At 65.7% G+C, this 25,312-nt stretch carries 25 protein-coding genes, 1 other RNA gene and 1 riboswitch; of the genes, 19 read left to right on the top strand and 7 right to left on the bottom strand.

Features of this window, described 5'->3' with window-relative positions:
- Nucleotide 1 precedes the first annotated feature (1 nt).
- The 12 genes from floA (at nucleotide 2) to L0C59_RS08080 (ending at nucleotide 9,118) form a co-directional block, all read left to right on the top strand.
- On the top strand, nucleotides 2–979 hold the full coding sequence (gene floA / locus L0C59_RS08025; RefSeq protein ID WP_243090839.1) for a flotillin-like protein FloA: 978 nt from the start codon (nucleotides 2–4) through the stop codon (nucleotides 977–979).
- Complete coding sequence (locus L0C59_RS08030; RefSeq protein WP_243090840.1) at nucleotides 976–1,380, top strand: hypothetical protein; 405 nt, start codon at nucleotides 976–978, stop codon at nucleotides 1,378–1,380. Before floA ends, L0C59_RS08030 begins: the two co-directional genes overlap by 4 nt.
- On the top strand, nucleotides 1,344–2,339 hold the full coding sequence (locus L0C59_RS08035) for a PhoH family protein (RefSeq protein WP_243090841.1): 996 nt from the start codon (nucleotides 1,344–1,346) through the stop codon (nucleotides 2,337–2,339). The genes L0C59_RS08030 and L0C59_RS08035 overlap by 37 nt, the downstream gene beginning before the upstream one ends.
- Entirely contained in the window at nucleotides 2,317–2,736 is a 420-nt protein-coding gene (gene ybeY, locus L0C59_RS08040) for an rRNA maturation RNase YbeY (protein WP_243090842.1), read from the top strand. Before L0C59_RS08035 ends, ybeY begins: the two co-directional genes overlap by 23 nt.
- Entirely contained in the window at nucleotides 2,691–3,089 is a 399-nt protein-coding gene (locus L0C59_RS08045) for a diacylglycerol kinase (protein ID WP_243090843.1), read from the top strand. The genes ybeY and L0C59_RS08045 overlap by 46 nt, the downstream gene beginning before the upstream one ends.
- 4 nt (nucleotides 3,090–3,093) lie before the next feature.
- Nucleotides 3,094–3,456 (top strand): hypothetical protein, encoded by a 363-nt coding sequence (locus L0C59_RS08050; protein WP_243090844.1) that lies wholly within the window; start codon nucleotides 3,094–3,096, stop codon nucleotides 3,454–3,456.
- Between the two features lie 63 nt (nucleotides 3,457–3,519).
- The gene (locus tag L0C59_RS08055; RefSeq protein ID WP_243027339.1) at nucleotides 3,520–3,990 is read left to right on the top strand and encodes a GreA/GreB family elongation factor; all 471 of its coding nucleotides are present in this window, start codon (nucleotides 3,520–3,522) and stop codon (nucleotides 3,988–3,990) included.
- A gap of 2 nt (nucleotides 3,991–3,992) precedes the next feature.
- A complete protein-coding gene (lysS, locus tag L0C59_RS08060; protein ID WP_243090845.1) occupies nucleotides 3,993–5,468 on the top strand; it encodes a lysine--tRNA ligase in 1,476 nt (491 codons plus the stop codon).
- Nucleotides 5,469–6,341 (top strand): cation diffusion facilitator family transporter, encoded by an 873-nt coding sequence (locus L0C59_RS08065; RefSeq protein ID WP_243090846.1) that lies wholly within the window; start codon nucleotides 5,469–5,471, stop codon nucleotides 6,339–6,341.
- A gap of 207 nt (nucleotides 6,342–6,548) precedes the next feature.
- Nucleotides 6,549–8,204: an acyl-CoA mutase large subunit family protein gene (locus L0C59_RS08070; RefSeq protein WP_243090847.1), complete on the top strand. Its 1,656-nt coding sequence runs from the start codon at nucleotides 6,549–6,551 to the stop codon at nucleotides 8,202–8,204.
- 9 nt (nucleotides 8,205–8,213) lie between these two features.
- A complete protein-coding gene (locus tag L0C59_RS08075) occupies nucleotides 8,214–8,633 on the top strand; it encodes a cobalamin B12-binding domain-containing protein (RefSeq protein ID WP_243090848.1) in 420 nt (139 codons plus the stop codon).
- The gene (locus tag L0C59_RS08080; protein ID WP_243090849.1) at nucleotides 8,630–9,118 is read left to right on the top strand and encodes a PaaI family thioesterase; all 489 of its coding nucleotides are present in this window, start codon (nucleotides 8,630–8,632) and stop codon (nucleotides 9,116–9,118) included. Before L0C59_RS08075 ends, L0C59_RS08080 begins: the two co-directional genes overlap by 4 nt.
- Here the strand turns inward: L0C59_RS08080 and L0C59_RS08085 are convergent.
- The 6 genes from L0C59_RS08085 to ssrA form a co-directional block, all read right to left on the bottom strand.
- A complete protein-coding gene (locus L0C59_RS08085; protein WP_243090850.1) occupies nucleotides 9,072–9,413 on the bottom strand; it encodes a hypothetical protein in 342 nt (113 codons plus the stop codon). The genes L0C59_RS08080 and L0C59_RS08085 overlap by 47 nt on opposite strands.
- Before the next feature lie 123 nt (nucleotides 9,414–9,536).
- Nucleotides 9,537–11,648 (bottom strand): vWA domain-containing protein, encoded by a 2,112-nt coding sequence (locus tag L0C59_RS08090; RefSeq protein WP_243090851.1) that lies wholly within the window; start codon nucleotides 11,646–11,648, stop codon nucleotides 9,537–9,539.
- A gap of 50 nt (nucleotides 11,649–11,698) precedes the next feature.
- Nucleotides 11,699–12,898 carry a bifunctional 3,4-dihydroxy-2-butanone-4-phosphate synthase/GTP cyclohydrolase II gene (locus tag L0C59_RS08095; protein WP_243090862.1) on the bottom strand — a complete coding sequence of 400 codons (1,200 nt, stop codon included), beginning with the start codon at nucleotides 12,896–12,898 and terminating at the stop codon, nucleotides 11,699–11,701.
- On the bottom strand, nucleotides 12,898–13,482 hold the full coding sequence (locus L0C59_RS08100) for a riboflavin synthase (RefSeq protein WP_243090863.1): 585 nt from the start codon (nucleotides 13,480–13,482) through the stop codon (nucleotides 12,898–12,900). Before L0C59_RS08100 ends, L0C59_RS08095 begins: the two co-directional genes overlap by 1 nt.
- On the bottom strand, nucleotides 13,482–14,615 hold the full coding sequence (gene ribD / locus L0C59_RS08105; RefSeq protein ID WP_243090852.1) for a bifunctional diaminohydroxyphosphoribosylaminopyrimidine deaminase/5-amino-6-(5-phosphoribosylamino)uracil reductase RibD: 1,134 nt from the start codon (nucleotides 14,613–14,615) through the stop codon (nucleotides 13,482–13,484). The genes L0C59_RS08100 and ribD overlap by 1 nt, the downstream gene beginning before the upstream one ends.
- 2 nt (nucleotides 14,616–14,617) lie before the next feature.
- A riboswitch (FMN riboswitch) is annotated at nucleotides 14,618–14,738 on the bottom strand.
- Nucleotides 14,739–14,931: 193 nt separating this feature from the next.
- Nucleotides 14,932–15,303: a transfer-messenger RNA gene (ssrA, locus tag L0C59_RS08110) on the bottom strand.
- A 158-nt stretch (nucleotides 15,304–15,461) separates the two neighbouring features.
- Here ssrA and rimP point away from each other — a divergent pair.
- From rimP to L0C59_RS08145, 7 genes are all read left to right on the top strand, one after another.
- Entirely contained in the window at nucleotides 15,462–15,887 is a 426-nt protein-coding gene (rimP, locus tag L0C59_RS08115) for a ribosome maturation factor RimP (protein WP_243090853.1), read from the top strand.
- Nucleotides 15,888–15,910: 23 nt separating this feature from the next.
- Nucleotides 15,911–17,074, top strand: coding sequence for a transcription termination factor NusA (gene nusA / locus L0C59_RS08120; RefSeq protein ID WP_243090854.1), 1,164 nt, complete (start codon nucleotides 15,911–15,913; stop codon nucleotides 17,072–17,074).
- A complete protein-coding gene (locus L0C59_RS08125; protein ID WP_243090855.1) occupies nucleotides 17,074–17,352 on the top strand; it encodes a YlxR family protein in 279 nt (92 codons plus the stop codon). The genes nusA and L0C59_RS08125 overlap by 1 nt, the downstream gene beginning before the upstream one ends.
- The gene (gene infB / locus L0C59_RS08130) at nucleotides 17,321–19,036 is read left to right on the top strand and encodes a translation initiation factor IF-2 (protein ID WP_243090856.1); all 1,716 of its coding nucleotides are present in this window, start codon (nucleotides 17,321–17,323) and stop codon (nucleotides 19,034–19,036) included. Before L0C59_RS08125 ends, infB begins: the two co-directional genes overlap by 32 nt.
- A gap of 47 nt (nucleotides 19,037–19,083) precedes the next feature.
- Entirely contained in the window at nucleotides 19,084–19,431 is a 348-nt protein-coding gene (locus L0C59_RS08135) for a hypothetical protein (protein ID WP_243090857.1), read from the top strand.
- Between the two features lie 136 nt (nucleotides 19,432–19,567).
- Entirely contained in the window at nucleotides 19,568–21,775 is a 2,208-nt protein-coding gene (gene secD / locus L0C59_RS08140) for a protein translocase subunit SecD (RefSeq protein WP_243090858.1), read from the top strand.
- A 238-nt stretch (nucleotides 21,776–22,013) separates the two neighbouring features.
- Nucleotides 22,014–22,250: a hypothetical protein gene (locus L0C59_RS08145; protein ID WP_243090859.1), complete on the top strand. Its 237-nt coding sequence runs from the start codon at nucleotides 22,014–22,016 to the stop codon at nucleotides 22,248–22,250.
- Between the two features lie 263 nt (nucleotides 22,251–22,513).
- On the opposite strand, the gene L0C59_RS08150 is transcribed toward L0C59_RS08145, so the two are convergent.
- Nucleotides 22,514–25,096, bottom strand: coding sequence for a MalT transcriptional regulator family protein (locus tag L0C59_RS08150; RefSeq protein ID WP_243090860.1), 2,583 nt, complete (start codon nucleotides 25,094–25,096; stop codon nucleotides 22,514–22,516).
- Nucleotides 25,097–25,312 lie beyond the last annotated feature (216 nt).

The following is a 25,312-nucleotide window of genomic DNA, read 5'->3' on the forward strand; positions in this document are numbered from 1 at the left end:
TATGGAAGGACTCGGTGTGCTCTTTCTGGCCTTTGTTGTTCTCATCCTCGTTTTTCTCTTCTTCAGCTTCATCCCGGTAGGCCTCTGGATCTCCGCCTGGGCCGCAGGGGTCAGGGTACCCTTGATCACCCTGGTGGCCATGCGCCTAAGGCGGGTTCCCCCGGCCAAGATCATCTACCCCCTCATCAAGGCCACCAAGGCGGGGCTGGACGTCCGCCTGGACCGCCTCGAGGCCCACTACCTGGCCGGGGGCAATGTGGACCGGGTGGTGGATGCCCTCATCGCCGCCGACAAGGCGGGCATCAAGCTCTCCTTTGACCGGGCGGCGGCCATCGACCTGGCGGGACGGGATGTGCTGGAGGCGGTGCGGGTCTCCGTGAACCCCAAGGTGATCCAGACCCCCATGGTGGCCGCGGTGGCCAAGGACGGGATCCAGCTTCTGGCCACCGCCCGGGTAACGGTGAGGGCCAACATCGACCGCCTGGTGGGCGGGGCCGGGGAGGAGACCATCATCGCCCGGGTGGGGGAAGGCATCGTGACCACCATCGGCAGCGCCAACTCCCACAAGGAGGTCCTGGAAAACCCGGATCGCATCAGCAAAACCGTGCTGGAAAAGGGCCTGGACGCCGGCACCGCCTTTGAGATCCTCTCCGTGGACATCGCCGATGTGGACGTGGGCAAGAACATCGGGGCCCAGCTCCAGATCGACCAGGCGGAGGCCGACAAGAAGATCGCCCAGGCCAAGGCGGAGGAACGCCGGGCCATGGCGGTGGCCGCGGAGCAGGAGAACCGGGCCCTGGTGGAGGCCATGCGGGCCAAGCTGGTGGAGGCCCAGGCCCAGGTGCCCCTGGCCCTGGCGGAGGCCTTGCGGGCGGGAAGGCTTGGGGTTATGGACTACTACCGCCTGAAGAACATTGAGGCCGACACGGACATGCGGGAGTCCATCAGCCGGGCCGCCAAGCCCGAGGGTGAGGAATGAGCCTAGACGACCTCCTGGGTCTCCTTTTCCTCCTCTTCTTCATCGTCATCCCGGCCCTGCAGGGCCTAAGCCGCCGGGGCCAGCCTCCCCCCACCCCCCCGGGCTTTCCCGAGGAGCTGCCCGTACCCGAACCCCCGCCCCGCCCCAAGCCCAAGGCCAAGCCCAAGCCCAAGGTCCCGCCGCCCTCGTCCCTTCCCCCACCCAGGAAGCCGGAGGCGGAGAGTCTAGAGCGGCCCTCCAGCCTCGAGCGGCAACCCTTGGAGGTGCGGTTCCGCGAGGCATCCCCGCCGGAGGAGGAGGGAAAGAAGCCCCCGCGGAAAAAACTCCTCACCACCGATAGGGAAAGCATCTTGAAAGGGGTGATATGGCACGAAATCCTGAAGAAGCCCAAAGGCTGGTGATCCCCCTAAAACCAGAGGAAACCCTGGCCTTTTTAGGCCAGGCGGACCGGAACCTAAAAAAGCTCCGCTCCCTCTTGCGGGAGGCTTTCGGCGATCGGCTTAAGCTCATCATGCGGGGCAACCAGGTGGAGCTGGAGGGCGAAGGGGAGGCGGTGGAGGTGGCCCACCGGGCGGTACGGGACCTTTTGGCCCTCCTAAGGCAGGGAGCCGAGCTGGACCCCCCCACCCTGGAACAGGCGGTGGCCCTGGCCCTGCAAGGGGAGGGTCTGTACCAGGCCACCAGCCCGGAGACCGAGCTCGCGCTACCGGGGCGTCTCAGGCCCAAAACCCCTGGGCAAAGGCGGTACGTGGAAGCCATCGCCCACCACGACATCACCTTTGGGGTAGGCCCCGCGGGCACCGGCAAAACCTATTTGGCGGTGGCCATGGCGGTGAGCCACCTCCGGGCCAAAAGGGTTAAGCGCATCATCCTCACCCGGCCGGCGGTGGAGGCAGGGGAGAAGCTGGGGTTCTTGCCGGGGGACATCCAGGCCAAGGTGGACCCCTATCTCCGCCCCCTTTACGACGCCCTCTTTGACATGATCGACGCCGAACGCTTTGAGCAGTACCTCCAGTCCGGGATCATCGAGGTGGCCCCTTTGGCCTTCATGCGGGGCCGCACCCTCAACGACGCCTTCATCATCCTGGACGAGGCCCAAAACACCACCCCGGAGCAGATGAAGATGTTCCTCACCCGCATGGGCTTCTCCTCCAAGATGGTCATCACCGGGGACATCACCCAGATCGACCTCCCCAAGCACCAAAGGTCGGGGCTGGTGGAGGCCATCCGCATCCTCGAGGGCATTGAGGGCATCGCCTTCGTGTATTTCAAGGAATCCGACGTGGTGCGCCATCCCCTGGTGGCCCGCATCATCAAGGCCTACGAGGAAGCCGAGCGTGGTGGAGATCGTAGCCAATAAGCGTACCCCCCGGGGCCTCATCCCCAGGCTCCGCCGGGCCCTTATTGCCCTGATGGAGGAGCTGGGCGTGGGGGACAAGGCGGTCACGGTCATCCTCACCGGGGACCGCAGGATCCGGATCCTCAAGCGGCAGTGGTGGGGAGAGGATGAGGCCACGGACGTCCTTTCCTTTCCCCACTACGAGCCGGGGGACCCCTTCATACCCCCCCACCTGGGGGATATCTGGATCAGCCTGGACACCGCAAGGAGGCAGGCGGAGGAACGAGGGACTTCCCTGGAGGAGGAGGTGCTGGTCCTGGCGGCCCATGGGCTATGGCACCTCCTGGGCCATGACCACCAGCAGGAGGAGGATTGGGAGGGGTTCCGCCGCGTCCAAGAGAGGATCCTCAGCCTCTAAAAGGGGTTTGGCGCTCCCTGGGCTACGCCTGGGAGGGCGTTTTGTACGCCTGGCGGGTGCAGCGCAACTTCCGCCTCGAGGCCTACCTGGCCCTTCTGGCCCTGGGGCTTGCCCTCTGGCTGGAGGTGAACCCGGTGCCGGTGCTATTGGTCAGCGCCCTGGTGCTTTCCCTGGAGCTCATGAACACTGCCCTCGAGGCCCTGGCCGACCTGGTGAGCCCGGTATTCCATCCCCTGGTCAAAAGGGCTAAGGACACCGCGGCGGCGGCGGTGCTCTTGGCCAGCTTCCTCGCCCTCCTCATGGGCCTCTACCTCTTTCTACCTCCCCTCCTGGCCCGCTTTGGGCTAAGCTAAAGGTATGGACCACGAGGAAAGGGAGATGATCCTGGAGATCTTTCCAGGCACTCCCCCAGAGCTTCTCCCCATTGGGGAGATTCTTTATTATCGTGACGAGGAAGGCCGGGTGATCATCCAGGAAAAGGGGCCCCCGGAGCTCCGCCTGGCCCTGGAACCCCTGCCGGGAACCCTGGGAAGCCCCCAGGTGTGCGAGGCCTGCCGCCGCCACCTTTCGGGAAGCGCCTTGGGTTTCTTCCGCCACCCCGTGGGGGGCAGGGAGACCCACCTCCGCTATCTGGTCCTCTGCCGGGACACCGCAGCCTGCGCCAGCCACGCGGAGCCCGAGCGTTTGAGGGAAATCCTCCTTCGCGGTATACTCACCTGAGAAGGAGGCCCTGGGGCCAAGGAGGTCGGCTTTGGCCGGCCTCCATGACTTACGAGGTGAGCTATGGCGCGCGAGGTGAAGCTAACCAAGGCCGGCTACGAGCGGCTCATGCAGCAACTGTTGCAGGAAAGGGAACGCCTCCAGGAGGCCACCCGCATCCTGCAGGAGCTCATGGAGTCCTCCGACGACTACGACGATTCGGGGCTGGAGGCGGCCAAGCAGGAAAAGGCCCGCATTGAGGCCCGGATCGATAGCCTCGAGGACATCCTCTCCCGGGCGGTGATCATCGAGGGGGCCACCACCGAGGTCATCGGCCTGGGCTCGGTGGTGGAGCTGGAAGACCCCGTCACCGGGGAGCGCCTGGAGGTGCAGGTGGTCTCCCCCGCCGAGGCCAGCGTCCTGGAGACCCCCATGAAGATCTCCGATGCCTCCCCCATGGGCAAAGCCCTACTGGGCCACAGGGAAGGGGATGTGCTCAGCCTGGAGACCCCCAAGGGCAAGAAGGAGTTCCGGGTGGTCTCGGTGCGCGGCTAAACATGAACGAACAGACGAGGCAACGCCTGCTCAACCTGGAAGCCCTGGTGGAGGCGGGCTTTCAACCCTACCCCTACCGCTTCCCCAAAACCCATAGCGCCAAGGAGATCCTCATCTCCAAGCAGGGGGCTCCCCCGGAAAGCGAGTGGGAAGGGGAAGTGGCCTTGGCCGGGCGGATCGTGGCCCTACGCCGCATGGGGAAGGTCACCTTTGCCCACCTCCTGGACGAAAGCGGGAAGATCCAGCTCTATTTCCAAAAGGACCTTACCCCGGGCTACGAGCTCCTAAAGAAGCTGGACGTGGGGGACATCCTGGGGGCCACGGGCACGGTCTTCACCACCAAGACCGGGGAGGTGACGGTGAAGGTCCTCTCCTGGACCCCCCTGGTGAAAAGCCTCCACCCCCTCCCCGACAAGTGGCACGGGATCAAGGACAAGGAGGTGCGCTACCGGCAGCGCTACCTGGACCTTATCGTCAACCCCGAGGTGCGGGAGGTCTTCCGCCGGCGCACCGCCATGGTGCGCTACATCCGCCGCTTCTTTGAGGAGCGGGGGTTTTTGGAGGTGGAAACCCCCATCCTCCAGGCCACCACCGGCGGGGCGGAGGCCAGGCCCTTCAAGACCTACCACCACGCCCTGGACCACGAGTTCTACCTCCGCATCTCCCTGGAGCTTTACCTGAAGCGCCTTCTGGTGGGCGGGTTTGAGAAGGTCTTTGAGATCGGGCGGAACTTCCGCAACGAGGGCATCGACCACAACCACAACCCCGAGTTCACCATGCTGGAGGCCTACTGGGCCTACGCCGACTACCAGGACATGGCCAGGCTGGTGGAGGAACTCCTTTCCGGCTTGGTCCTCCACCTCTTTGGCAGCTACCAGGTGCCCTACGGGGGCCGGGTGCTGGACTTCACCCCCCCCTTCCGGCGCATCTCCTTCGTGGAAGCCCTGAAGGAAAAAGCCGGCCTCCCCTTTGACCCCCTGGACCTGGAACGGCTTAGGATCTTCGCCGACGCCCACCACCCCGAGCTGGCCCAGGTCCCCAGCTACAAGCTTCTGGACAAGCTTTTCGGGATCTACGTGGAGCCGGAACTCCAGAACCCCACCTTCGTCTTTGACTTCCCCTTGGCCATCAGTCCCCTGGCCAAGCGGCACCGGGAAAAACCCGGGCTCACGGAGCGCTGGGACCTCTATGCGGCCGGGATGGAGCTCGCCCCCGCCTACTCCGAGCTCAACGATCCCCTGGACCAACGGGAGCGCTTCCTGGAGCAGGCCAGGCGCCGAAGGGAAGGGGATGAGGAAGCCCCCGAGCCCGACGAGGACTTCCTGTTGGCCCTGGAGTACGGCATGCCCCCGGCGGCGGGGCTGGGCCTAGGCCTGGACCGCCTGGCCATGATCCTCACCGACCAGCCCTCCCTAAGGGACGTCCTCCTCTTCCCCCTTCTCAAGCCCAAGCGGGAGCTGGTGGAGGAAGAAGCCTAGGTGGCGGAAAGGGCTGCCCGCCTTAGCCTCCTGGTGGCCCTTTTGGTCTTGGGGCTCAAGGCCTTGGCCTATCTCCTCACGGGCTCGGTGGCGCTTCTATCGGACGCCCTCGAGTCCACGGTGAACGTGGCCGCGGCCCTCCTGGCCCTTTTCGCCATACGCTTTGCCCACCGCCCCCCCGACGAAACCCATCCCTTCGGCCACACCAAGGCCGAGTACTTCTCCGCGGTCCTGGAGGGGGTTTTGGTGGTGGTGGCGGCCCTTTTGATCGCCCAAGAAGCCCTGCCCCGCCTCCTCCAGCCCAAGCCCCTCGAGGGCCTGGGGCTGGGCCTGGTGGTTAGCCTCGCCGCCTCCCTCCTTAACGGCCTCCTGGCCTGGCACCTTATCCGTAAGGGCAAGGTCCTCCGTTCCCCCGCCCTCACCGCCGACGGGTACCACGTGCTTTCCGACGTGCTCACCTCGGCGGGGGTTCTCGCCGGGGTGGGGCTTGCCGGGCTCACGGGGCTATGGGTGCTGGACCCCCTCCTGGCCCTGTTGGTGGCAGGGAACATCCTTTTCATGGGCTTCCGCCTGGTACGCCAGTCCGTGGGAGGGCTTATGGACGAGGGGCTTCCCGCGGAGGAGGTGGGGCGGATGCGAAAGACCATCGCCGAGGCCCTTGGGGGGAGGGCCCTCGAGGTGCACGACCTTAAAACCCGTAAGGCAGGGCACCGGACCTTTTTGGAGTTCCACCTGGTGGTGCCGGGGTCCATGACCGTGGAGGAGGCCCACAGGCTCTGCGACGAGTTGGAAAGGGTCTTGGAGGAAGGCTTCCCCGGGCTTACCGTCACCATCCACGTGGAACCCGAAAGCGAAAAGAAGCGCCTGGGGTGAGGAAGGCCGCGGCCCAATGCTCCGGGAAGACCCAGGGGACGGCATTCCCCGCTGCCCTGGCCACCCTGCCCCTTGCAAAAGGGGGCTCGCGAAAAGGGTAGGCCGGGGCCCTAACCCCCAGGGCTTCCCGCCCCGGCAGCTTGGGATGGCATAACGCTCTTTTCCTTAGGCGCACAAAAGCGTAGAATATGGCCCAAGGGAGGGCCCATGCGCAAGAAGCACGACTGGCTCAGGGAAACGTACCAGAAGAGCCTGGAGAAGATGCCCGAAAGGCCCATAGCCCACCGCACCCTTTCGGACATCGCCCCAGAGCCCCTCTACACCCCCGAGGACATCGGGGTCCTGGACCCGGAGTACGAGGAGAAGCGGGGCTACCCTGGGGAGTACCCCTACACCCGCGGGGTCTATGGCTCCATGTACCGGTCCAAGCTCTGGACCATGCGCATGTTCGCGGGCTTCGGCACCGCCGAGCAGACCAACGAGCGCTTCAAGAAGCTGTTAAAGGCGGGCCAGACCGGCCTCAGCGTGGCCTTTGACCTGCCCACCCTCATGGGTTACGACTCCGATCACCCCCTCTCCAAGGGGGAGGTGGGTAAGTGCGGGGTGGCGGTCTCCAGCCTGGCGGACATGGAGGTTCTCTTCGAGGGGATCAACCTCGAGGAGGTCACCACCTCCATGACCATCAACAGCCCCGCCAACGCCATCTGGGCCATGTACCTGGCGGTGGCCAAGAAAAAGGGCTACGACTGGAAAAAGCTGGGGGGCACCATCCAAAACGACATCCTCAAGGAGTTCATCGCCCAGAAGGAGTTCATCTTCCCCCCTGAGCCCAGCGTGAAACTGGTCATCGACACCTTTGAGTGGGGGCCCAAAAACGTTCCCAAGTGGAACTTCATCTCCGTCTCCGGCTACCACATCCGGGAGGCCGGTTCCACCGCTGTGCAGGAGCTGGCCTGGACCCTGGCGGACGGGTTTGAGTACGTGGAGGCCGCCCTCAAGCGGGGCCTGGACATCGACGAGTTCGCCCCCAGGATCAGCTTCTTCTTCGATGTCCACAACGACTTCTTTGAGGAGATCGCCAAATTCCGCGCCGCCCGGCGCATCTGGGCCAAGGAGATGCGCCACCGCTACGGGGCCAAGAACCCCCAGAGCTGGATGCTTCGCACCCATGCCCAGACCGCCGGGGTCTCCCTCACCGCCCAGCAGCCCCTCAACAACATCGCCCGGGTGGCCATCCAGGCCCTGGCCGCCGTCCTTGGGGGCACCAACAGCCTCCACACCGATGCCTACGACGAGGCCCTGGCCCTGCCCACGGAGGAGTCTGCCACCATCGCCCTCAGAACCCAGCAGATCATCGCCTACGAAAGTGGGGTCACCCACACCATCGACCCCCTGGCGGGAAGCTACTACGTGGAGTGGCTCACCGACGAGATGGAGCGCCAGGCCATGGCCATCATCGAGGAGATCCGGCGCATGGGGGGCGTGGTGCGGGCCATCGAGGAGGGCTACTTCCTCCGGGAGCTGGCCGAGGCCAGCTACCGCTACCAGCAGGAGGTGGAGCGCAAGGAGAGGATCATCGTGGGGGTGAACGCCTTCACCGACGAGATCCCCCTCAAGGTCCCCATCCAGCTGGTGGACCCCGAGGTGGAGCGGGTCCAGGCAGAGCGCCTGGCCCGGGTGCGCCGGGAGCGGGACCCCAAGCGGGTGGAGGAGGCCCTTGCGGGCCTAAGGAGGGCAGCGGTGGAGGGCCAGAACACCATGCCCCACTTCGTGGAGTGCGCCCTAGCCTACTGCACCCTGGGGGAGATGATGGACGTCTTGCGGGAAGTGTACGGCACCTACCAGGAGCCAGCCTACGTTTAGGATGGGGTTATGGACCGGCGCATACGGGTGCTCATCGCCAAGCCCGGGCTGGACGGCCACGACCGGGGGGCCAAGGTGGTGGCCCGGGCCCTAAGGGATGCGGGCATGGAGGTGATCTACACTGGGCTCAGGCAAACCCCGGAGATGATCGTCTCCGCGGCCATTCAGGAGGACGTGGACGCCATAGGGTTATCCATCCTCTCGGGGGCGCACATGCACTACTTCCGGGAGGTGAAAAGGCTCCTCGAGGAGCAAGGGGCCTCAGACATCCTCCTCTTCGGGGGAGGAATCATCCCCGACGAGGACGTGCCCAAGCTGAAGGAGCTAGGGGTGGCAGCGGTGTTCGGCCCCGGGACCAGCACCCAGGAGATCGTGGACTTCCTAAGGCGGGCGGTGCCGGAGCGCTGGCAGGCCCAGGGCTTAGCATGAAGGCCATCCAGCTCTACTACCCACCGGAGTGGGCCCACTGCTACGGGTGCGGCTACCTGAACCCCATGGGCCTCCACCTCAAGACCTACTGGAAGGCGGAGGAGGGCCAGAGCGAAACCCGTTTCACCCCCAGCCCCCACCACACCGCCATCCCCGGGTTCGTCTACGGGGGGCTTCTCGCCTCCCTGGTGGACTGCCACTCCACCGCCACCGCCGCAGCCGCCAAGGCCCATGCGGAGGGCTTGGATTTGGAAACCCATCCCCTGCGCTTCGTCACCGCCAGCCTCAAGGTGGACTACCTGAAGCCCACCCCCTTGGGACCCGAGCTGCTCCTTCTGGGCCGGGCCAAGGAGATTAAGGGGAAGAAGGTGGTGGTGGAAACCGAGCTCTACGCCAACGGGGAGGTAACCGTGCGGGGGGAGGCGGTTTTGGTGCAGATCACCGGGGGTTTTGGTCAGGAAAATAGCGCTCCAAAAGCTGGATGATTTGGGAAAGGGCTTGGGCCTTTGGTGAGGCCATCAGGACCAGTTCCAGCCAGGCCTCTTCCAGGACCTTCTTCAAAGCCGCAAGCTCAGGACCCGGAAACACCTGCCCCAACGCCACCGCCTGGGTACGCTCATAGCACTCCCACTTTTCCTTCCAAAGATGCCGGATTTCCTGCTGGGCGTCAAAAAGGGCCGCTTCCAACTGGGTGATGCGGTCGTGCAAAGGCTTCTCTTCCCAGCGCTTCCGTTCCATCTCCCGCCGGATTAGCTTGTCCAGCTCGTCATCCCAATGCATGCCTTAAGAATAGAAGGTCCCCCAAAGACCGGGGTGTGATCCATGCACACGGGGAAACCCAAGGCCCGCTAGCCCCACTGGACCTTGGGTCCTTAGGAGGAGGGTGTGGAGAAGAGGGTGGCCTCATCTGGGAAAACCCCGCCGTGCCTCGCCGAAGCGCTCCAGGAGGAAAAGCGCCAAGGCCAAGGCCAGCAGGTAGGGGCGCAGGGGAAGCGGGGCCGCTACTGGCCGCCCTAGGTCCTCGAGGGTCAAAAGCCTTCCCCCAGAGGCCTCAGCCATGGCCCTGAGAACCTCTTTTCCCTCCCTGGGAGCCCACTCCCCGGGAAGGGGCGGGGCTAGGGGTATGCGGCGCTTCCCGTCCAAGAGCACCCCCGCTTCCCCAACCCGCACCTCGTAGCGCGCAGGACCCGTGGGCACCAGGGGGACTTCCTTTCCCCCGCTAAGGAAAAGGGGGGCCTCTAGACGGCCCAGGACCACGGCACGGACCCCGTTCCCCTCAGGGTAGGCGTAGAGGCCCAGGGCCTTCACGCTTCCCATGAGGTAGCGGGCAAGCCCCCCAAGAAAGGGAGCCGCCCCTTCCCAACCCCGCCAGGATCGGGAAAGGTCGGTGGCCAAGGCGGCCACCCGCCCCTCTCCCCTTTCGCCCAGGGCCAACACCGCCCGCCCCTCGCTTTCCAGGATCACCTGGGCCCAAGGCTCGGCCCGGGCGGGGAGGAGGACGGCGAGGGGGGGTGGGGCCAGGCCCTCGGTGAGGGGATGGGGCTTGGCCTGGAGGGGGAACCGGCCTTCCAACCTCTCCCCCTGGAAGACCTCCTGGCCCTCCCTCAGGAAGAGCCGGGGAAGTTCCCGGGCGGTGGCCGCCTGGTAGTACCGCCCCCCGCCCCGGCGGGAAAGCTCCTCCAAGAAGGCCCGGTCGGCGTCGGGCCCCAGGGCCACGGCGCTCACCTCGAGGCCCGAGGCCTCCGCCAGCTCCAGGATGGGCCCCTGGGGATCGGAGATGAGGCCATCGCTCAGGACCAAGACCCCTCTGCGCTCCAGCGGCACCCCCTGCAAAAGCCGCACCGCCTCCCGGAAGGCGGGGCCCAACACCGTGCCGCCCCCCGCCCGCACGGAGAGGAGAAGGCTTTCCGCCTCCTTCTTGCCCTGTTCCGTCATGGGCCTAGGGGGGAAAAGGACCCGATGGGTTGAGGAGAAGAGGACCACGCCCAGGTGGTCCTCCGCCGCCGCCGAGCGCACCAGTTCCAAGGCCCCGGCCACCGCCAGGGAAAGCTTCTCCCCCTCCATGCTTCCGGAAACGTCCAGGACCAGGACCAAGGCCGCCCCCTTGCGCCCCCAGGGCTTTAAGGGGAGGTCCTCCGGCAAGGCCCGGTCCCAACCGCCAAAGAAAAGGCCCCTGGGGGTGGCGGTGAAAAGAAGCCCTCCTCCCCGGCGTAGGTAATCCCTAAGGGCCTCCGGGGCCTCCTCCGGCAGGTCCAGGACCCCGAGGCCCACCACCACCAGGTCGGCCTCCAAGGGCATGCGGAAGGGGCCCTCCTCCACCTGAAAACCCTGGGCCTCCAGGTAACGGGCCAAGGCCGGATCCCCCAACACCAGGGCCTTGCCGCGGTCGGCAGGTTCCAGGCTCACCTGGGCCTCGCTCCTGCCCCAGGCGCCTTCCACCACCGCCCTCACCTGGGCCTCCTCCGTAAGGGAGAAGGTATAGGCCAGGGTTTTGCGACCCTCCACCCAAAGACTCTTTTCCACGGACCCCCCAGGACCCTCCACCCTAAGCCGGGCCTCCACGGGTAGGGGAGCCTCGAGGACCACCCCCACCCCCACCGTTTCCCCCTGGAGGGAGTAAGGAGGAGGGACCAGGCGCACGTCCACATGGGGCATGGGGGGCACATAGAGGGCATCCAGGGGAAAAGGGGCCGGTATGGGATCAAAAAGCCCATCGGAAACCAGCACCACCCGGGCGGGCTTTAGGGCCTCCGCCTCCTGAAAGGCCGCCTTCAGGTTTGTCGCCTCCCCCAGGTCCAGCCTGCGGGCGGTGGGGGAGGGAAGCTTCACCGCCCTCCCGGCAAAGGCCACATACAGGCCATCCCTAGGAAGCCGATCCGCCAGGGCAAAGACGCTTTCCCGGGCAGAAGGGGAAAAGTCCAGGAGGTACACCACCCGCCCCGGCATGGGCCACCTGGGGTCCAGGAAGGCCAGGAAGAGGAGCGCGAGGACCCCAACCCTAAGAGCCCGGAGCATAGCCTCATGCTAGGGGCTTTGGAGCCACCCAGACCGCCCTGGAAACCCCATCAGTCCATCCAGTGCCCGAGCTTCTCCTTCTTGGCCTGGAGGTACCGCTCGTTGTGGGGATTGTCCCCGGCCCGCAAGGGAAGGCGCTCCACGATCTCGATGCCGAAGCCGGACAGGGCCTTCACCTTGCGCGGGTTATTGGTGAGAAGGCGCATCTTGCGCACCCCCAGGTCGTAGAGGATCTGGGCCCCCACCCCGTAGTCCCTTAGATCCGGAGGAAATCCCAAGGCCAGGTTGGCCTCCACCGTGTCCAGCCCTTGGTCCTGCAGGTGGTAGGCCCGGATCTTGTTGACGAGGCCGATTCCCCGCCCCTCCTGCCTCAGGTAGACCAAAACCCCCTTCCCCTCCTGGGCGATCCGTTCCAGGGCCAGGTCCCGCTGGAAGCCGCAGTCGCACCTCAAGGAGTGGAGGGCATCCCCGGTGAGGCACTCGGAGTGCATGCGCACCAGGATGGGCTCCTCAGGGTCCCAGCTTCCCATGACCAAGGCGGCGTGCTCCTCCCCCGTGAGGCTATCCCGGTAGCCCAAGATGCGGAACTCGCCAAACCGGGTGGGCAACAGGGCCTCCGCCTCCCGCTTCACGTAGAGGTCCCCCTTCTCCAAGCGGTAGCGGATGAGGTCGGCGATGGTGCCCACCTTAAGCCCGTGGCGCCTGGCAAAGTCCAGGAGGTCGGGTAGCCGGGCCATGGTGCCATCCTCCTTGAGAATCTCGATGAGGCTTCCCACCGGCCTAAGCCCCGCCAGGCGCAAAAGGTCCACCGTGGCCTCGGTGTGCCCGGCCCGCCTCAGGACCCCGCCCGGCCTGGCCACCAGGGGGAAGATATGCCCCGGGCGGCGGAAATCCTGGGGGGTGGCCTCGGGATCAGCCAGGAGCCTGATGGTGGCCGCCCGCTCAAAGGCGGAAATCCCCGTGCTGGTCCCCCGGGCATCCACGCTCACGGTGAAGCGGGTGCCCTGGGGATCCTGGTTCCTCTCCACCATGAGGGGCAGGTCCAAGGCCTTGGCCCGCTCCTCCGTGAGGGCCACGCAAAGGAGGCCCCGGCACTCCTTGAGCATAAAGTTCACCCACTCCGGGGTCACGTGTTCCGCCGCCATGATGAGGTCGCCCTCGTTTTCCCGGTCCTCGTCGTCCACCAGGATCACCGGGCGGCCCTGGCGGAGTTCCTCCAAAAGCTCCTTGACGCTGGCCAAACCCTCCATCATTCCCCCCTCATGATCCGTTCCAGATAACGGGCGATGAGGTCCACCTCGAGGTTCACCCGCTCCCCCACCCGAAGGCTTCCCAGGTTGGTGACCTTTAGGGTGTGGGGGATGAGGGTCACAAAGAAGGCATCCCCCTCTAGCCCCGCCACCGTAAGGGAAACCCCGTTTAAGGCCACGCTTCCCTTCTCGGCCACATAGCGGAGGAGCTCCCGGGGAGGGCGGAAGTAGTAGTCCCTGGCCCCCGGGGCCTCCCGGATGGCCACCACCTCCGCCACCCCGTCCACATGCCCGGTGACGAAATGCCCCCCAAGCCGGTCCCCCACCCTAAGGGCCCTTTCCAGGTTGGGCCGGTGCCCCACCCGCCAGGTGGGAGCGGTGCGGCGCAGGGTCTCCTGGGCAAGCTCCACCCAGAAGCCCTCCCCGTCCACCGCCACCGCGGTGAGACAAACCCCGTCCACCGCCACCGAATCCCCCACCTTAAGGTCGGAAAGCACCTCCTGAGCGGCAATCCGGACCCTGAGGAAAGGGCCTTCCTCCACCCGTAGAATCTCGCCGGTTTCCTCCACCAGTCCCGTGAACATCATCCCTCCGGGTACGCTTCCAGCCAAAGGTCCTCCCCTAGCCACTCCTTCCGGACGATCCTGAGCCTTCTGGCCTCCGCCATGCGCTCCAGGGAAAAGCCCTCCAAGAACCCTCTCCCCTCCCCCAAAAGCTTAGGGGCCAGGAAAAGGGCCAGCTTGTCCACCAAACCCCTTTGCCAAAAGGCCCCGGCCAGCCTTGGGCCCCCTTCCAAGAGCACCCCGTCCAGGCCCTCCTCCAGCAAAAAGGTCAGGGCCGCCTCGAGGCTCACCCTTCCCCCCTCCCTGGGAAGCTCCACCACCTGGCCACCCGCCTCCTCCAGGGCCTTAAGCCTTTCCCTGGGCGCCCCCTGGCCCACCAGCACCCACACCCGGGCGGGCTCTCCCCGGGGCCCCTCCTGAAAGATGCGGGCGGTGGGAGGGGTGCGGGCCTCTGTGTCCAGGACCACCTTCACCGGGTCCCTAAGGGGCGGGGGCTCCAGCATCAGGGGAAAGGGCCTGAAGTCGGGCTCCCGCACGGTGAGCCAGGGGTCGTCCGTGAGGACCGTCCCCACCCCCACCATCACCGCGGGGAGCCACTGGCGGTAGGCCTGGGCCACGCGCCGGCTTGCCTCCGAGGACACGTGGCGGGCATCCCCGCTTGGGGCCGCCACCTTGCCGTCCAAGGTCAAGGCAGCCTTTAGGAGCACAAAGGGCCGGCCCTTTTCCTGAGCGTGGAAGAAGGCCTCGTTCTGCTCCCGGGCCTCGGCCTCCAGGAGCCCCGCCTCCACCTCCACCCCCCCGGCCCTGAGCCGTTCCAGACCCCCTTGGGCCCAGGGGTTAGGGTCCCGGGCCGCCGCCACCACCCGGGCCACCCCCGCCTGGAGAAGGGCCAGGGAACAAGGGGGGGTGCGGCCAAAGTGGTTGCAGGGTTCCAAGGACACGTAAAGGGTGGCCCCTTGGGCCAAGGGCCCGGCCTGCCTTAGGGCAAAAACCTCCGCATGGGGCTCCCCTGCCCGGGGATGGTACCCCTCCCCCACGATGCGGCCCCCTTGCACCAGCACCGCCCCCACCAGGGGGTTGGGGTGGGTGTGGCCTCGAGCCCGCTCGGCCAGCTGCAACGCCCTACGGAGAAAACGCTCGTCCAGCTCTCGCAAACGACCTCCTTCTCCCATCCGGACTTTCACCGTCGGCCCCGGAATTCCACCGGGTCGGGCCCCAAAGGGGCTTCGCGGGCTTTCACCGCCGGTGGGGACTTCCACCCCGCCCCGAAGGAGGTGCCAGGAGGCACCAACCTCACTTTACAACCTTAGAGGAAGGTCACAAGTTAGGATGCGCTACCGCCCTCCCCCCGGGCCTTAAGTTCCAGAAGGCGCTTCAAACTAGCAGATAAAGGGTGGTCTATTCCGTGGTGCCATACTGCCGCATAAGGGCCACAACAAAATTAGGGGCCCTGACAGGCCCCTAGCCCTTTGGTGGAGGTGGGGGGAGTTGAACCCCCGTCCGAAAGTCCCTACGGCAGGCCTCTACGCGCGTAGTCCGCGTTTAGGGTGTCCCCCTGGCTTGGCCCGCGGACGGGCGGCCAGGGGCAAGCCCCGCTTGGCTTCGCCTTGGGTTACGGGGCCTAGCCAAGGCTAGCCGGGTTTGTGTCCCCGCTACCGTGAGCCCCCGGCAGGGCTACCGGGCGGGGTCGCGGGCCTAAGCCGCGAGAGCGTAAGCAGGCTTGTTGGCCTTTATTCGTTTGCGGGTTTTTACGGTCAGCCCCCTCAGGGGCTACCTTCGAGGCCACCCGCACCTCGGCGCGCCACCTGCCCTCGGCGACCCCCGTCGAGACCGTTCACCCCCATGCCACTGGCCGGGTTCGGACCGGCAACCTTGAGTGTACCAGGCTAAAGGGGTTGTAGTCAAGGGGGTTTTGGGTGTAAACTAGGGCCAGTGCTCCCAAGGGAGGGGGGTGGGTGTAAGCCCACCCTTCCTTTGTGAAGGGAGGTGGGGAGGTGCCTGTGGACCTTTGGCGGTTGGTGGAGGAAGCGGTAGGGCCCCTGGACCTCGAGGTCCTGGAGGTGAGGGAAGCCCCCGGGGAGGTCCTGGTCCGCCTGGAGCGGAAGGACGAAAGGCCCATCCGCGTGGCCGACCTGGAACGGGCCAGCCGGGCCATAGAGGCTGTCTTTGACCGGGAGGACCCCATCCCGGGAAGCTACCGCCTTCTCGTGGAGTCCCCCGGCCCCAAGCGCCCCCTCTTCACCCGCCGCCACTTTGAGCGTTTCCAGGGCCTCAAGGCCAAGGTGCCGGGGCCCGAGGGCTTCACCGGGCGCATCCTCCGGGTGGAGGAGGAGGAGGTGGTCTTCCAGGTGGGCCAGGAGGAAAAGCGCCTTAGGATCGGCACCTTCCGCGCCACCCTCGCCGAGTGGCCCAAGGAGCCCAGGTAACAGCGTAGGTACAGGGAGGAGAGATGAACCGGGATTTCATCGACGCCATGCAGCAGTTGGCCTTGGAGCGGGGGGTGACCACCGAGGAGGTCCTCGAGGCCTTCAAGGAGGCCCTGCGCAAGGCCTACATCAAACGGCAAAAGGGATACCGCAAGGAGGAGATCGATGCGGGCAAGGGCCCGGAGGTGGACGTGTACATCGACCCCCAGACCGGGCGCATCGAGATGGTGGAGGTCCGCCGCGTGGTGGAAAAGGTGGAGGACCCCGACAAGGAAATCTCCCTCTCCGAGGCCCTCCAGTACGACCCTGAGGTCCAGGTGGGTGACGAGATGGAGTTCCCCATCGACCCCGAGGGCCTCTCCCGCATGGCCATCCAGGACCTGCGCCAGATCCTCACCCAGCGCCTGAAGGAGTCCGAGCGCAACCGCATCTATAACGAGTACAAGGACAAGGAGGGCCAGGTCCTCACCGGGGTGGTGACCCGGGTGGACAACCGGGGCAACGTCTTCGTGGAGCTGGGCCGGGGGGAGGCTTACCTCCCCAAGAGCGAGCAGATTCCCACGGAGCGCTACTACCCCGGGCAGCGCCTTAAGGTGTACCTGAAAAAGGTGGACCGCTCCGCCAAAGGCCCTTCCTTGATCGTTAGCCGGGCCCACGAGAAGCTCCTGGAGCACCTCTTGAAGCAGGAGGTCCCCGAGATCGCCGAGGGCATCGTGGAGATCAAGGCCATCGCCCGCGAGCCCGGCCGCCGCAGCAAGGTGGCGGTCATGACCCACAACCCCAACGTCGACCCCATCGGGGCCTGCATCGGCCACAAGGGGCAGCGCATCCAGGCGGTATCCGCCGAGCTGGGCCGGGAGAAGGTGGACATCATCCTCTGGGCCAAGGACCCCAAGGAGTTCATCCGTAACGCCCTCTCCCCCGCCCAGGTGGGTTCCATCGAGCTGGAACCCGACGGGCAAAGGGCCCGGGTCAAGGTGACCAAGGACCAGCACTCCCTGGCCATCGGCACCGGCGGCCAGAACGTGCGCCTGGCCTCCAAGCTCACGGGGTACGAGATCCACTTTGAGGAGGCGGAGATCTCCGACCTGGACGAGGCTATCCGCAAGGCCGCCATGGAGGAGGCGGAAACCGCCAGCCGGGCGAAAGAGGAGTTCGAGAAACTCTTCCGGGACCTTTCCGAGTGATGGCGAAGCATCTCCCCATCCGCATGTGCGTGGCCTGCCGCAGGAGGCGGCCCAAAGGGGAGCTTTTGCGCATCCTGCTCATGCCGGAAGGGTTTCGCCTGGATCCCACGGGGAAGCTGCCGGGCCGGGGGGCCTATGTCTGTCCCGACAACCCGGAGTGCTGGACAGAAAAGAAGCTGAGGCGCTTTGCCGGAGGCCGGGCCAAGGCCCTGTCGGAAGCGCTCATCTCTCTTTTAGGAGGTACGGATGGCCAAAATACGCATCTACCAGCTGGCTAAAGAGCTGGGCATGACCAACGAGGAGCTCCTGGAGCTCCTGGACCAGATGGGGGTTCCCTACAAGTCCCATGCCTCCACCCTTTCCGAGGAGGATGCGGAGGCGGTGCGGGAACTCGTAAAGGAACAACGGGGCCTGCAGGAGAAGCTGGCGGAGGAGGAGCGGAGGAAAGCCCTGCCCCGAAGGCCTCCTGTGGTGGTCATCATGGGCCACGTGGACCACGGGAAGACCACCCTTCTGGACTATCTTCGCAAAAGCCGCATCGCCGAGAAGGAGGCCGGGGGAATCACCCAGCATGTGGGCGCCTTTGAGGTGAAAACCCCTCAGGGCACGGTGGTCTTCATCGACACCCCCGGGCACGAGGCCTTCACCACCATAAGGCAGCGGGGGGCCAAGGTGGCGGACATCGCCGTCATCGTCATCGCCGCCGACGACGGGATCATGCCGCAAACGGATGAGGCCATCGCCCACGCCAAGGCGGCCGGGGCCAAAATCCTCTTCGCCCTGAATAAGATGGACCTGCCCCAGGCCGACCCCGACCGGGTCAAGCGCCAGCTGATGGAGCGGGGCTTCGTGCCCGAGGAGTACGGGGGGGACGCCGTTGTGGTGCCCATCAGCGCCAAAACGGGCCAAGGGGTGCAGGACCTTTTGGAGATGATCCTCCTCATCGCCGAGCTGGAGGACTACCGGGCCGACCCCAACGCCGAGCCCAAGGGGGTGATCCTCGAGTCCAAGCTGGACAAGCAGGCGGGGATCATCGCCAACATGCTGGTCCAGGAGGGCACCTTCCGGGTGGGGGACTACGTGGTGGCCGGGGAGGTGTATGGCCGCATCCGGGCCATGATGGACGCCGACGGCAACCAGCGCAAGGAGGCAGGCCCGGGAAGCGCCGTGCAGGTCTTGGGCTTCCAGGAGCTTCCCCACGCGGGGGACGTGGTGGAGTGGGTGCCGGACCTGGAGGCCGCCAAGGAGATCACCGAGGAGCGCAAGGAGGAGCGCAAGGCCCGGGAGGAGGCGGAGAGGGAGCGTCGCCCCCGGACCATGGCCGACCTGCTCCGGGCCCTGCAGGAGGAAGGGCAGAAGGAGGTTAACCTCATCCTGCGGGCGGACACCCAGGGCTCCCTGGAGGCCATCCAGCACATCCTGGCTAAGGAGAGCACCGAGGAGGTCAAGATCAACGTCCTCCTGGCCCAGGTGGGAGCCCCCACGGAGTCCGATGTCCTCCTGGCCCAGACGGCCAACGCCGCCATCCTGGCCTTTGGGGTAAACCCCTCGGGTGCGGTGAAGAAGGCGGCCGAGCAAAAGGGAGTCCTCCTCAAGACCTTCCGCATCATCTATGACCTCATCGACGAGGTCCGGTCCATGGTCAAGGGGCAAAAGGAGCCCGTATTCAAGGAGGAGGTCCTGGGCCGGGCCGAGGTGCGGGCCATCTTCCGCCTGCCCGGGGGCAAACAGGTGGCAGGGTGCATGGTCACCCAGGGCAAGGTGGTGCGGAGCGCCGAGGTGAGGGTTTTGCGTAAGGGCGAGGAGGTCTGGAAGGGCAGGATGGCCAGCCTCAAGCGCTTCAAGGAGGACGTGCGGGAAGTGGCCCAGGGCTACGAGTGCGGCATTGGCCTCGAGGGGTTTGACGACTTCCAGGAAGGGGACATCATAGAGGCCTTCCAGATGGTGGAGGTGCCCGCGTAGGAGGTCCCTTGGAGCGGGTCTGGTGGTCCTTTCCCAGGAGGCGCCCTGTGGTCCTTAGCCTCCCCTTGGAGTATCCCCAGCGGCAGGTCCCAGGGAGCGCCTGGGGAAGGTGGGGGCTGGTCCTGGCCGCTTTGGCCCTGGTCCTCCAGGGCCTACCCCCTTTCCTCGAGGCAAAGGGAAAGGGGGAAGCCGGGCTTCACGCCAAGGGACCTGGCTGGGTTCTCAAGGAGGAGCGCCAGGGAAACGGGCTTGCCCCCTTGGCCCAGGCTCCCACCCGGCCTCCCCATCCCCCCCTAAAGCCCCGGGATGGGGAGGCCAAGCCGCCGGCACCCAAGAGCCCTTCTCCATCCCCGCTTTACCTCCTTTATGGCCGCCTTCAGCTGGACGGAGGCTAGGGCCTAAAACCCTCTCCCCTCGCGCCGGGGCAAGCCCAAGGGCCATCCGGCGCAGCCTAAGGTTAGGCTCTGGTATGCGGCTTTAAGCCCTTCTGCAAGCCAATCGGGCACATGCGTGCCCCAAAGGGTGAAGAGTATGAACCGGAAGCTTCTCAACGGACTTCTCCTCCTGGGCCTTTTCCTCCTGGCCCTCCTCATGGTTTGGAAGCCCTGGGCCCCGGAAGAGCCCAAGGTCAAGCTGGGCCTAGACCTCAAAGGAGGTCTCCGCATTGTCCTCGAGGCCGCCGTGGAAAACCCCACCCCCGATGACCTGGAAAAGGCCCGCACCGTCTTAGAGAACCGCATCAACGCCCTGGGGGTGGCGGAACCCCTGATCCAGATCCAGGGGCAAAAGCGCATTGTGGTGGAGCTCCCCGGCCTCTCCCAGGCGGACCAGGACCGGGCCCTAAAGCTCATCGGCCAGCGGGCGGTCCTGGAGTTCCGCATCCTCAAGGAAGGGGCCACCGGCACCACCGTGGCCCAGATCAACCAGGCCCTCAGGGAAAACCCCAGGCTTAAGCGGGAAGACCTGGAAAAGGACCTCATCAAGCCCGAGGACCTGGGCCCGGCCCTTCTCACGGGCGCGGACCTGGCCGACGCCCGGGCGGTCTTCGACCAGTTCGGCCGCCCCCAGGTGGCCCTCACCTTTACCCCGGAAGGGGCCAAGAAGTTTGAGGAGGTCACCCGGACCAACGTGGGCAGGCAACTGGCCATTGTCCTGGACGGTAAGGTCTACACCGCCCCCGTGATCCGCCAGGCCATCACCGGGGGCCAGGCGGTGATCGAGGGGCTATCGGGCCTCGAGGAGGCCAGCGAGATCGCCCTGGTGTTGCGTTCCGGGGCGTTGCCCGTTCCCCTGGAGGTGGCGGAGATCCGCTCAATAGGCCCCACCCTGGGCCAGGATGCCATCCAGGCCGGTAACCGCTCGGCCCTCATCGGTACCCTGGCCATCTTCCTCCTCATCTTCGCCTACTACGGTGCGGGCCTCGGTCTGGTGGCCTCCTTAGGCCTCATCTACACCTCGGTGCTGATCCTGGGGCTCCTATCCGGCCTCGGAGCCACCCTCACCCTCCCCGGCATCGCTGGCTTGGTGCTCACCCTGGGGGCTGCGGTGGACGGGAACGTGCTCTCCTTTGAGCGCATCAAGGAGGAGCTCAGGGCTGGAAAACGCTTCCGCCAGGCCATCCCCGAGGGCTTCAGGCACTCCACCCTGACCATCCTGGACGTAAACGCCGCCCACCTGTTGGCGGCCGCCGCCCTTTACCAGTACGCCACCGGGCCTGTTCGGGGCTTTGCGGTGGTCTTGGCCATCGGCGTGGTGGCCAGCGTCTTCTCCAACCTGGTTTTCAGCCGCTACCTCCTGGAGCGCATGGCTGACCGTGGGGAAGTCCGCCCTCCCATGTGGCTGGTGGACCCCCGGTTCAACTTCATGGGCCCGGCCCGCTTCGTCACCCTAGCTACCCTTCTCCTGGCCGTGCTGGCGGCAGGGGTGGTCTTCACCAAGGGCTTCAACTACTCCATCGATTTCACCGGGGGTACGGCGTATACCCTGCGCACGGGCCCCGAGGTGGGGGTGGACACCCTAAGACGCTTCCTGGAAACCAGGGGCTTCCCCGCCAAGGAGGCGGTCATCACCCAGGTGCAGGCTCCCACCGCCGACTTCCGGGAGTTTTCCCTAAAGCTCCCACCCCTTCCCGATGCCAAGCGTCTGGAACTGGAAGGGCTCTTTACCACGGAGTTAAAGGCCAGCGTCCTCACCTCGGAGACCGTGGGTCCCGCCATCGGTTCCGAACTTCGCCGCAATGCGGTGATGGCGGTCTTGGTGGGCCTTGGCCTCATCCTCCTCTACGTGGCCTTTCGCTTCGACTGGACCTTCGGGGTGGCCAGCGTCATCGCCGTGGCCCATGACGTGGCCATCGTGGCGGGGATGTACAGCCTCTTGGGCCTGGAGTTCTCCATCCCCACCATCGCCGCCCTTCTCACCATCGTGGGCTACTCCATCAACGACTCCATCGTGGTTTCCGACCGCATTCGGGAAAACCAGAAGCTCATGCGGGGCATCCCCTACCGGGAGATGGTGAACCGCTCCATCAACCAGACCCTATCCCGCACGGTGATGACCAGCCTCACCACCCTCCTGCCCATCCTCGCCCTCCTTTTCCTGGGGGGAAGCGTCCTCAGGGACTTCTCCCTGGCCATCTTCGTGGGCATCTTCGTGGGCACCTACAGCTCCATCTATGTGGTGAGCGCCCTGGTGGTGTTCTGGAAGGAGTTGCGCCAAAAACAGACCAAAAGGGCCGCTTAAGGGCCCTAGCGGAACCCAACCCCCGGGACCCTCTCCCCGCCCAGGGGTTGGGTTTGCCCTATGGGAAAGGAGACCGGGTGCTTCCCTGGAACGGGCGCTCCCGCAGGGAGGGGGTTATGGCCGCAACCTCCTTAGGCCCTTGGCTTCCCGTAGCCGCCTCTCTTCACCCTGGGGCCTTGGGCCACCCCCTTTCCTGGCCCACGGTCCGGAGGTGAGGTGGCTCTTTGCCTTAGAGCTGATGAGAAGGGCCTGCGAGGCCCACGCCGAAGCCCCTTTCCCCGATTCCCTAAAGGATTTTGAGGAAGGTCTGCACCTGGTAAGGGAGGGCCTCCGCACCCGGTCCCCTATCCTTTCCTCCCGGTGGGAAGGCTTTCTCCAACGGGTGGATCTCCTTGAGACCTTGGTACCCTACCTGGATTCAGCCCTAAGGACAGGGCTCACGGTTCAGCTGGCCTTGGGGATAAGGGGGTGGTAGCTACCGGGAGGGCGTCCTGGGAAGGCGGGCGGCTTACCGCCGTGGCTTTTCCTCCGGTGGCAGCTCGAGCTCTGGCTGGCAGAGCTGAAGCCCTTCCTTACCCCCGAATCCGGGTCCAGGATTGCCGAGGCCCCGGCCGTTTTGCAGGAGCTAGCTCTACGCTAGTTCGGTTTGGCCCGAGCGGTTCCGGGATCCGGAAAGGACCAGGAAGGCTGTCCTCATCCGCTTCAAAACCGGACTGGTTGGGAACGTCGGACGGAGGCTCATGCCTCCAAACCCAGCTCCTGCAAAGCCCTCTGCCGGAGGAGAAGGGCTTCCTCTTGGACGGGGGTGCCGTAAAAACGCCGCAGAACCTCCTCATCCAGGGGATCCAGGCGCAAAGCCAAGAGCCAGTCCTCGAGCCTAGGACTTTGCAAAAGGGCCTGCCGCCGTTCCTCCAGGTAGGCTCTGGCCTGGTCTTCTAAAAAAGGGTGGTCAAGCCCCAGATAGGGCGGGGCAAGGGGAGCCTGGGGATCCAAAAGGTCCAGGTAGAGTTCCGGGGCTTGGCGGAAGAGGCCATAGGGTTTTTGGCGGAGGAAGTAAGGCTTTGCCCCCCTGGGACGGCCCGGCTCCAGGGCGTTTACCACCTCCCACCACAGCACCCGGAACTCGCCAGGAGATGCCGCCAACGCCTCCAAAAGATCCTCCTTCTCCCAGTCCCCAGCGGTTAAAAGGGCCAGGAGAAGCCGGGCCTTATCCCGGCGGAACCGCACGGGACGTCCCTCCACCCGCACCTCAAACCCTCCAAGGGCCCGGATCTCCACCCGCACCCCGGGATGGTAGGAAACGGGAAGGCGGCCAAGCCGCCAAAGGGCCCGGCGCACCCGGGCAATAGGGGGGGAGAACAGCGTCCTCTCAGCCAGGAAGGGGTAGACCTGCAAAAGGTTTTCCCATCCATCCCCAAAGGGGTAAGACTGGGCCAAAGCCCGGAGGAAGGGATCCAAAAGGGGCAGGGCGGGCAAGGGAAAAACCTCACCCCGCCGGAGCCAAGCCACCGCCACCATAAGGGTGAGGAAGCCCTCCACCCAAAGGTCCCCTGCGGTCCGGGCCAGGCGGACCATTTCCCTGTAGGCCTCTTCATCCCCCAAGGCGGCCAGACCCCCCAGGGCCTCCACCTTTAGTCGGGCTGGACCCCCTTCGGCCATGGCCAAGGCAGACCGGTAGGCAGCCTTGGCCTCCTCCACACGTACCAAAGCCAGAAGGGCGTGCCCTCTCCTGGCCTGGGCTAGGCTCATGCCAAAAGGGCTCCCCAGCACCTCGGCCTCCCTCAACCCCCGCTCCGCCCACCGAAGACCTTCTTCCGCATCCCCAGCCACACACTCCAGAAGAGCCCGGAGCAGGGTACCCTCGCGATGGTTCTGCGGTGGCCGATGCAGGCCGGGGTCCCCGCTTTCCCGCAACAGGGCCAGGGCTTCCGCTGGCTTTCCCTGCCTCAGGAGGAGCCGGGGCCCAGAAAACCCCAGGGCCTCCGCCTCCTCCACCCGACCCTCGTTCAGGAGGTTCTCTGCCAGAAGAAGCCTGGCTTCCTGAGGGAAGAACCTTAAGGCCTCCTCTAGGTAAGGGCGTCCTCGAGCCGGCTCCACGGTGTCCAGGAAAAGCCGGGCCAAGCCCAGGTAAGCCCGGATCTCCCCCGCCCTAAGGGCCTTTTGATAAGCGGCCTCTGATTCCTGGTAGCGCCCAGCCTGGCGCAAGGCCTCGGCCTCCAACAGGTCAAGGCCGCGCCGCCCTTGGCGCAAGGCTTCAGGCAGGTGCGCCAAAAGGCGCAACACGGTGTAGGTGAGGCCGCGCGCCAACCAGGAAAATCCCTCCCGCACCAGGAGATCCGCCACATGCCCCAACCTTCCTGCCTCCAGCAGAAACTCGGCCGCCCGAACCCCTTCCCCCCGGCCTAGGGCGTCCTCCGCCGCCTTGGTGAGAAGCCCCCGGGCCTCCACCTCGGGCAGGAGGGTTTTCAGGGCACCACGCACCAGGGGGTGAAAACAGAGCTTCCCCTCCCGCCTCTCCAAGAGAAGGTCCTCGGCATAGGGCAAGAGGGCCTGGCCCTCTGCCTCCGGTACCTCCCCCAAAAGGGCCAGCCTCGAGGCCTCCCATAGCACTTCCTCGGGAAGGCCATAGGCCAGGTAGGCCAGGAGCCCCTCGGCGCTTTCCAGCGCCAGCTCCGGCTTCAAACCCCGGCGCATGGCCAAGAGGGCCACCCGGAGGCCCAAGGGCCACCCCTTCACCAGGGAAAGAGCCCTTTCCACCTCAAAAGCAGGAAGCTCAGGGGCCAAGGCCTTAGCCAGCTGGCAGGCCTCCTCGGGATCAAAGGCCAACTCTCGTTCGGAAAGCACCGTAAGGAAAGCAAACGGTGTGGCCCTTCGCGAAAGGAGCAAGAGCCTTAGGCCACGAAGCCGGACTAGGCCCTGCACCACCTTGAGTACCCCAGGGCCCTCCGCCCGGTGAACCTCATCCAAAACCAGGAGGTGGAAACCCAAAGGTTCCAAGGCGCCCAGAAAGGCCTCCAAGGCACTGGGCCAAGCCCCTGCCTCCAAAAGCTCTGCCACCCTTTGAAGCTCTGCCCGACCTTGGTAGGCAGCCAGAAGGTGCCACAGAAAAATCGCAGGATCCTTAGCCTCCTCCGCCAGGGCCACGTAAACCCCGGAAAACTCTGAGGCCAGGCTGGTCTTCCCGTACCCCGCCCCTGCAGCCAGGACCACCCCCGGGCTAAAGCGGAAAGCCTCCTCCACCCGTCGCTGGAGACGGTCCCGCCGCACCTCCTTGGCCGTGCGAGGGAGGAGGAGCCTCGAGGCGGGCACCGGATAGGGCACGGCTTTATCTTCTCCGGGACCCGCGTTAGATGCAAGGGTTCACCCGATAACCCAAACCCTAGCCGGCCGGTCTTATTCCTTCGTTTGCTACTTGGCACCACCAGCAGACATGAGAGATAAGGGGGGTCCTATGCGCCCCAATCGCAAGCACCCCCTTCTAAGTACCCTCCTCTTAAAATATCCCCATGCCTGCACCCATCCGAGTTCATCTGACTC

The organism is Thermus neutrinimicus (genome assembly GCF_022760955.1).
Lineage (GTDB): Bacteria > Deinococcota > Deinococci > Deinococcales > Thermaceae > Thermus > Thermus neutrinimicus.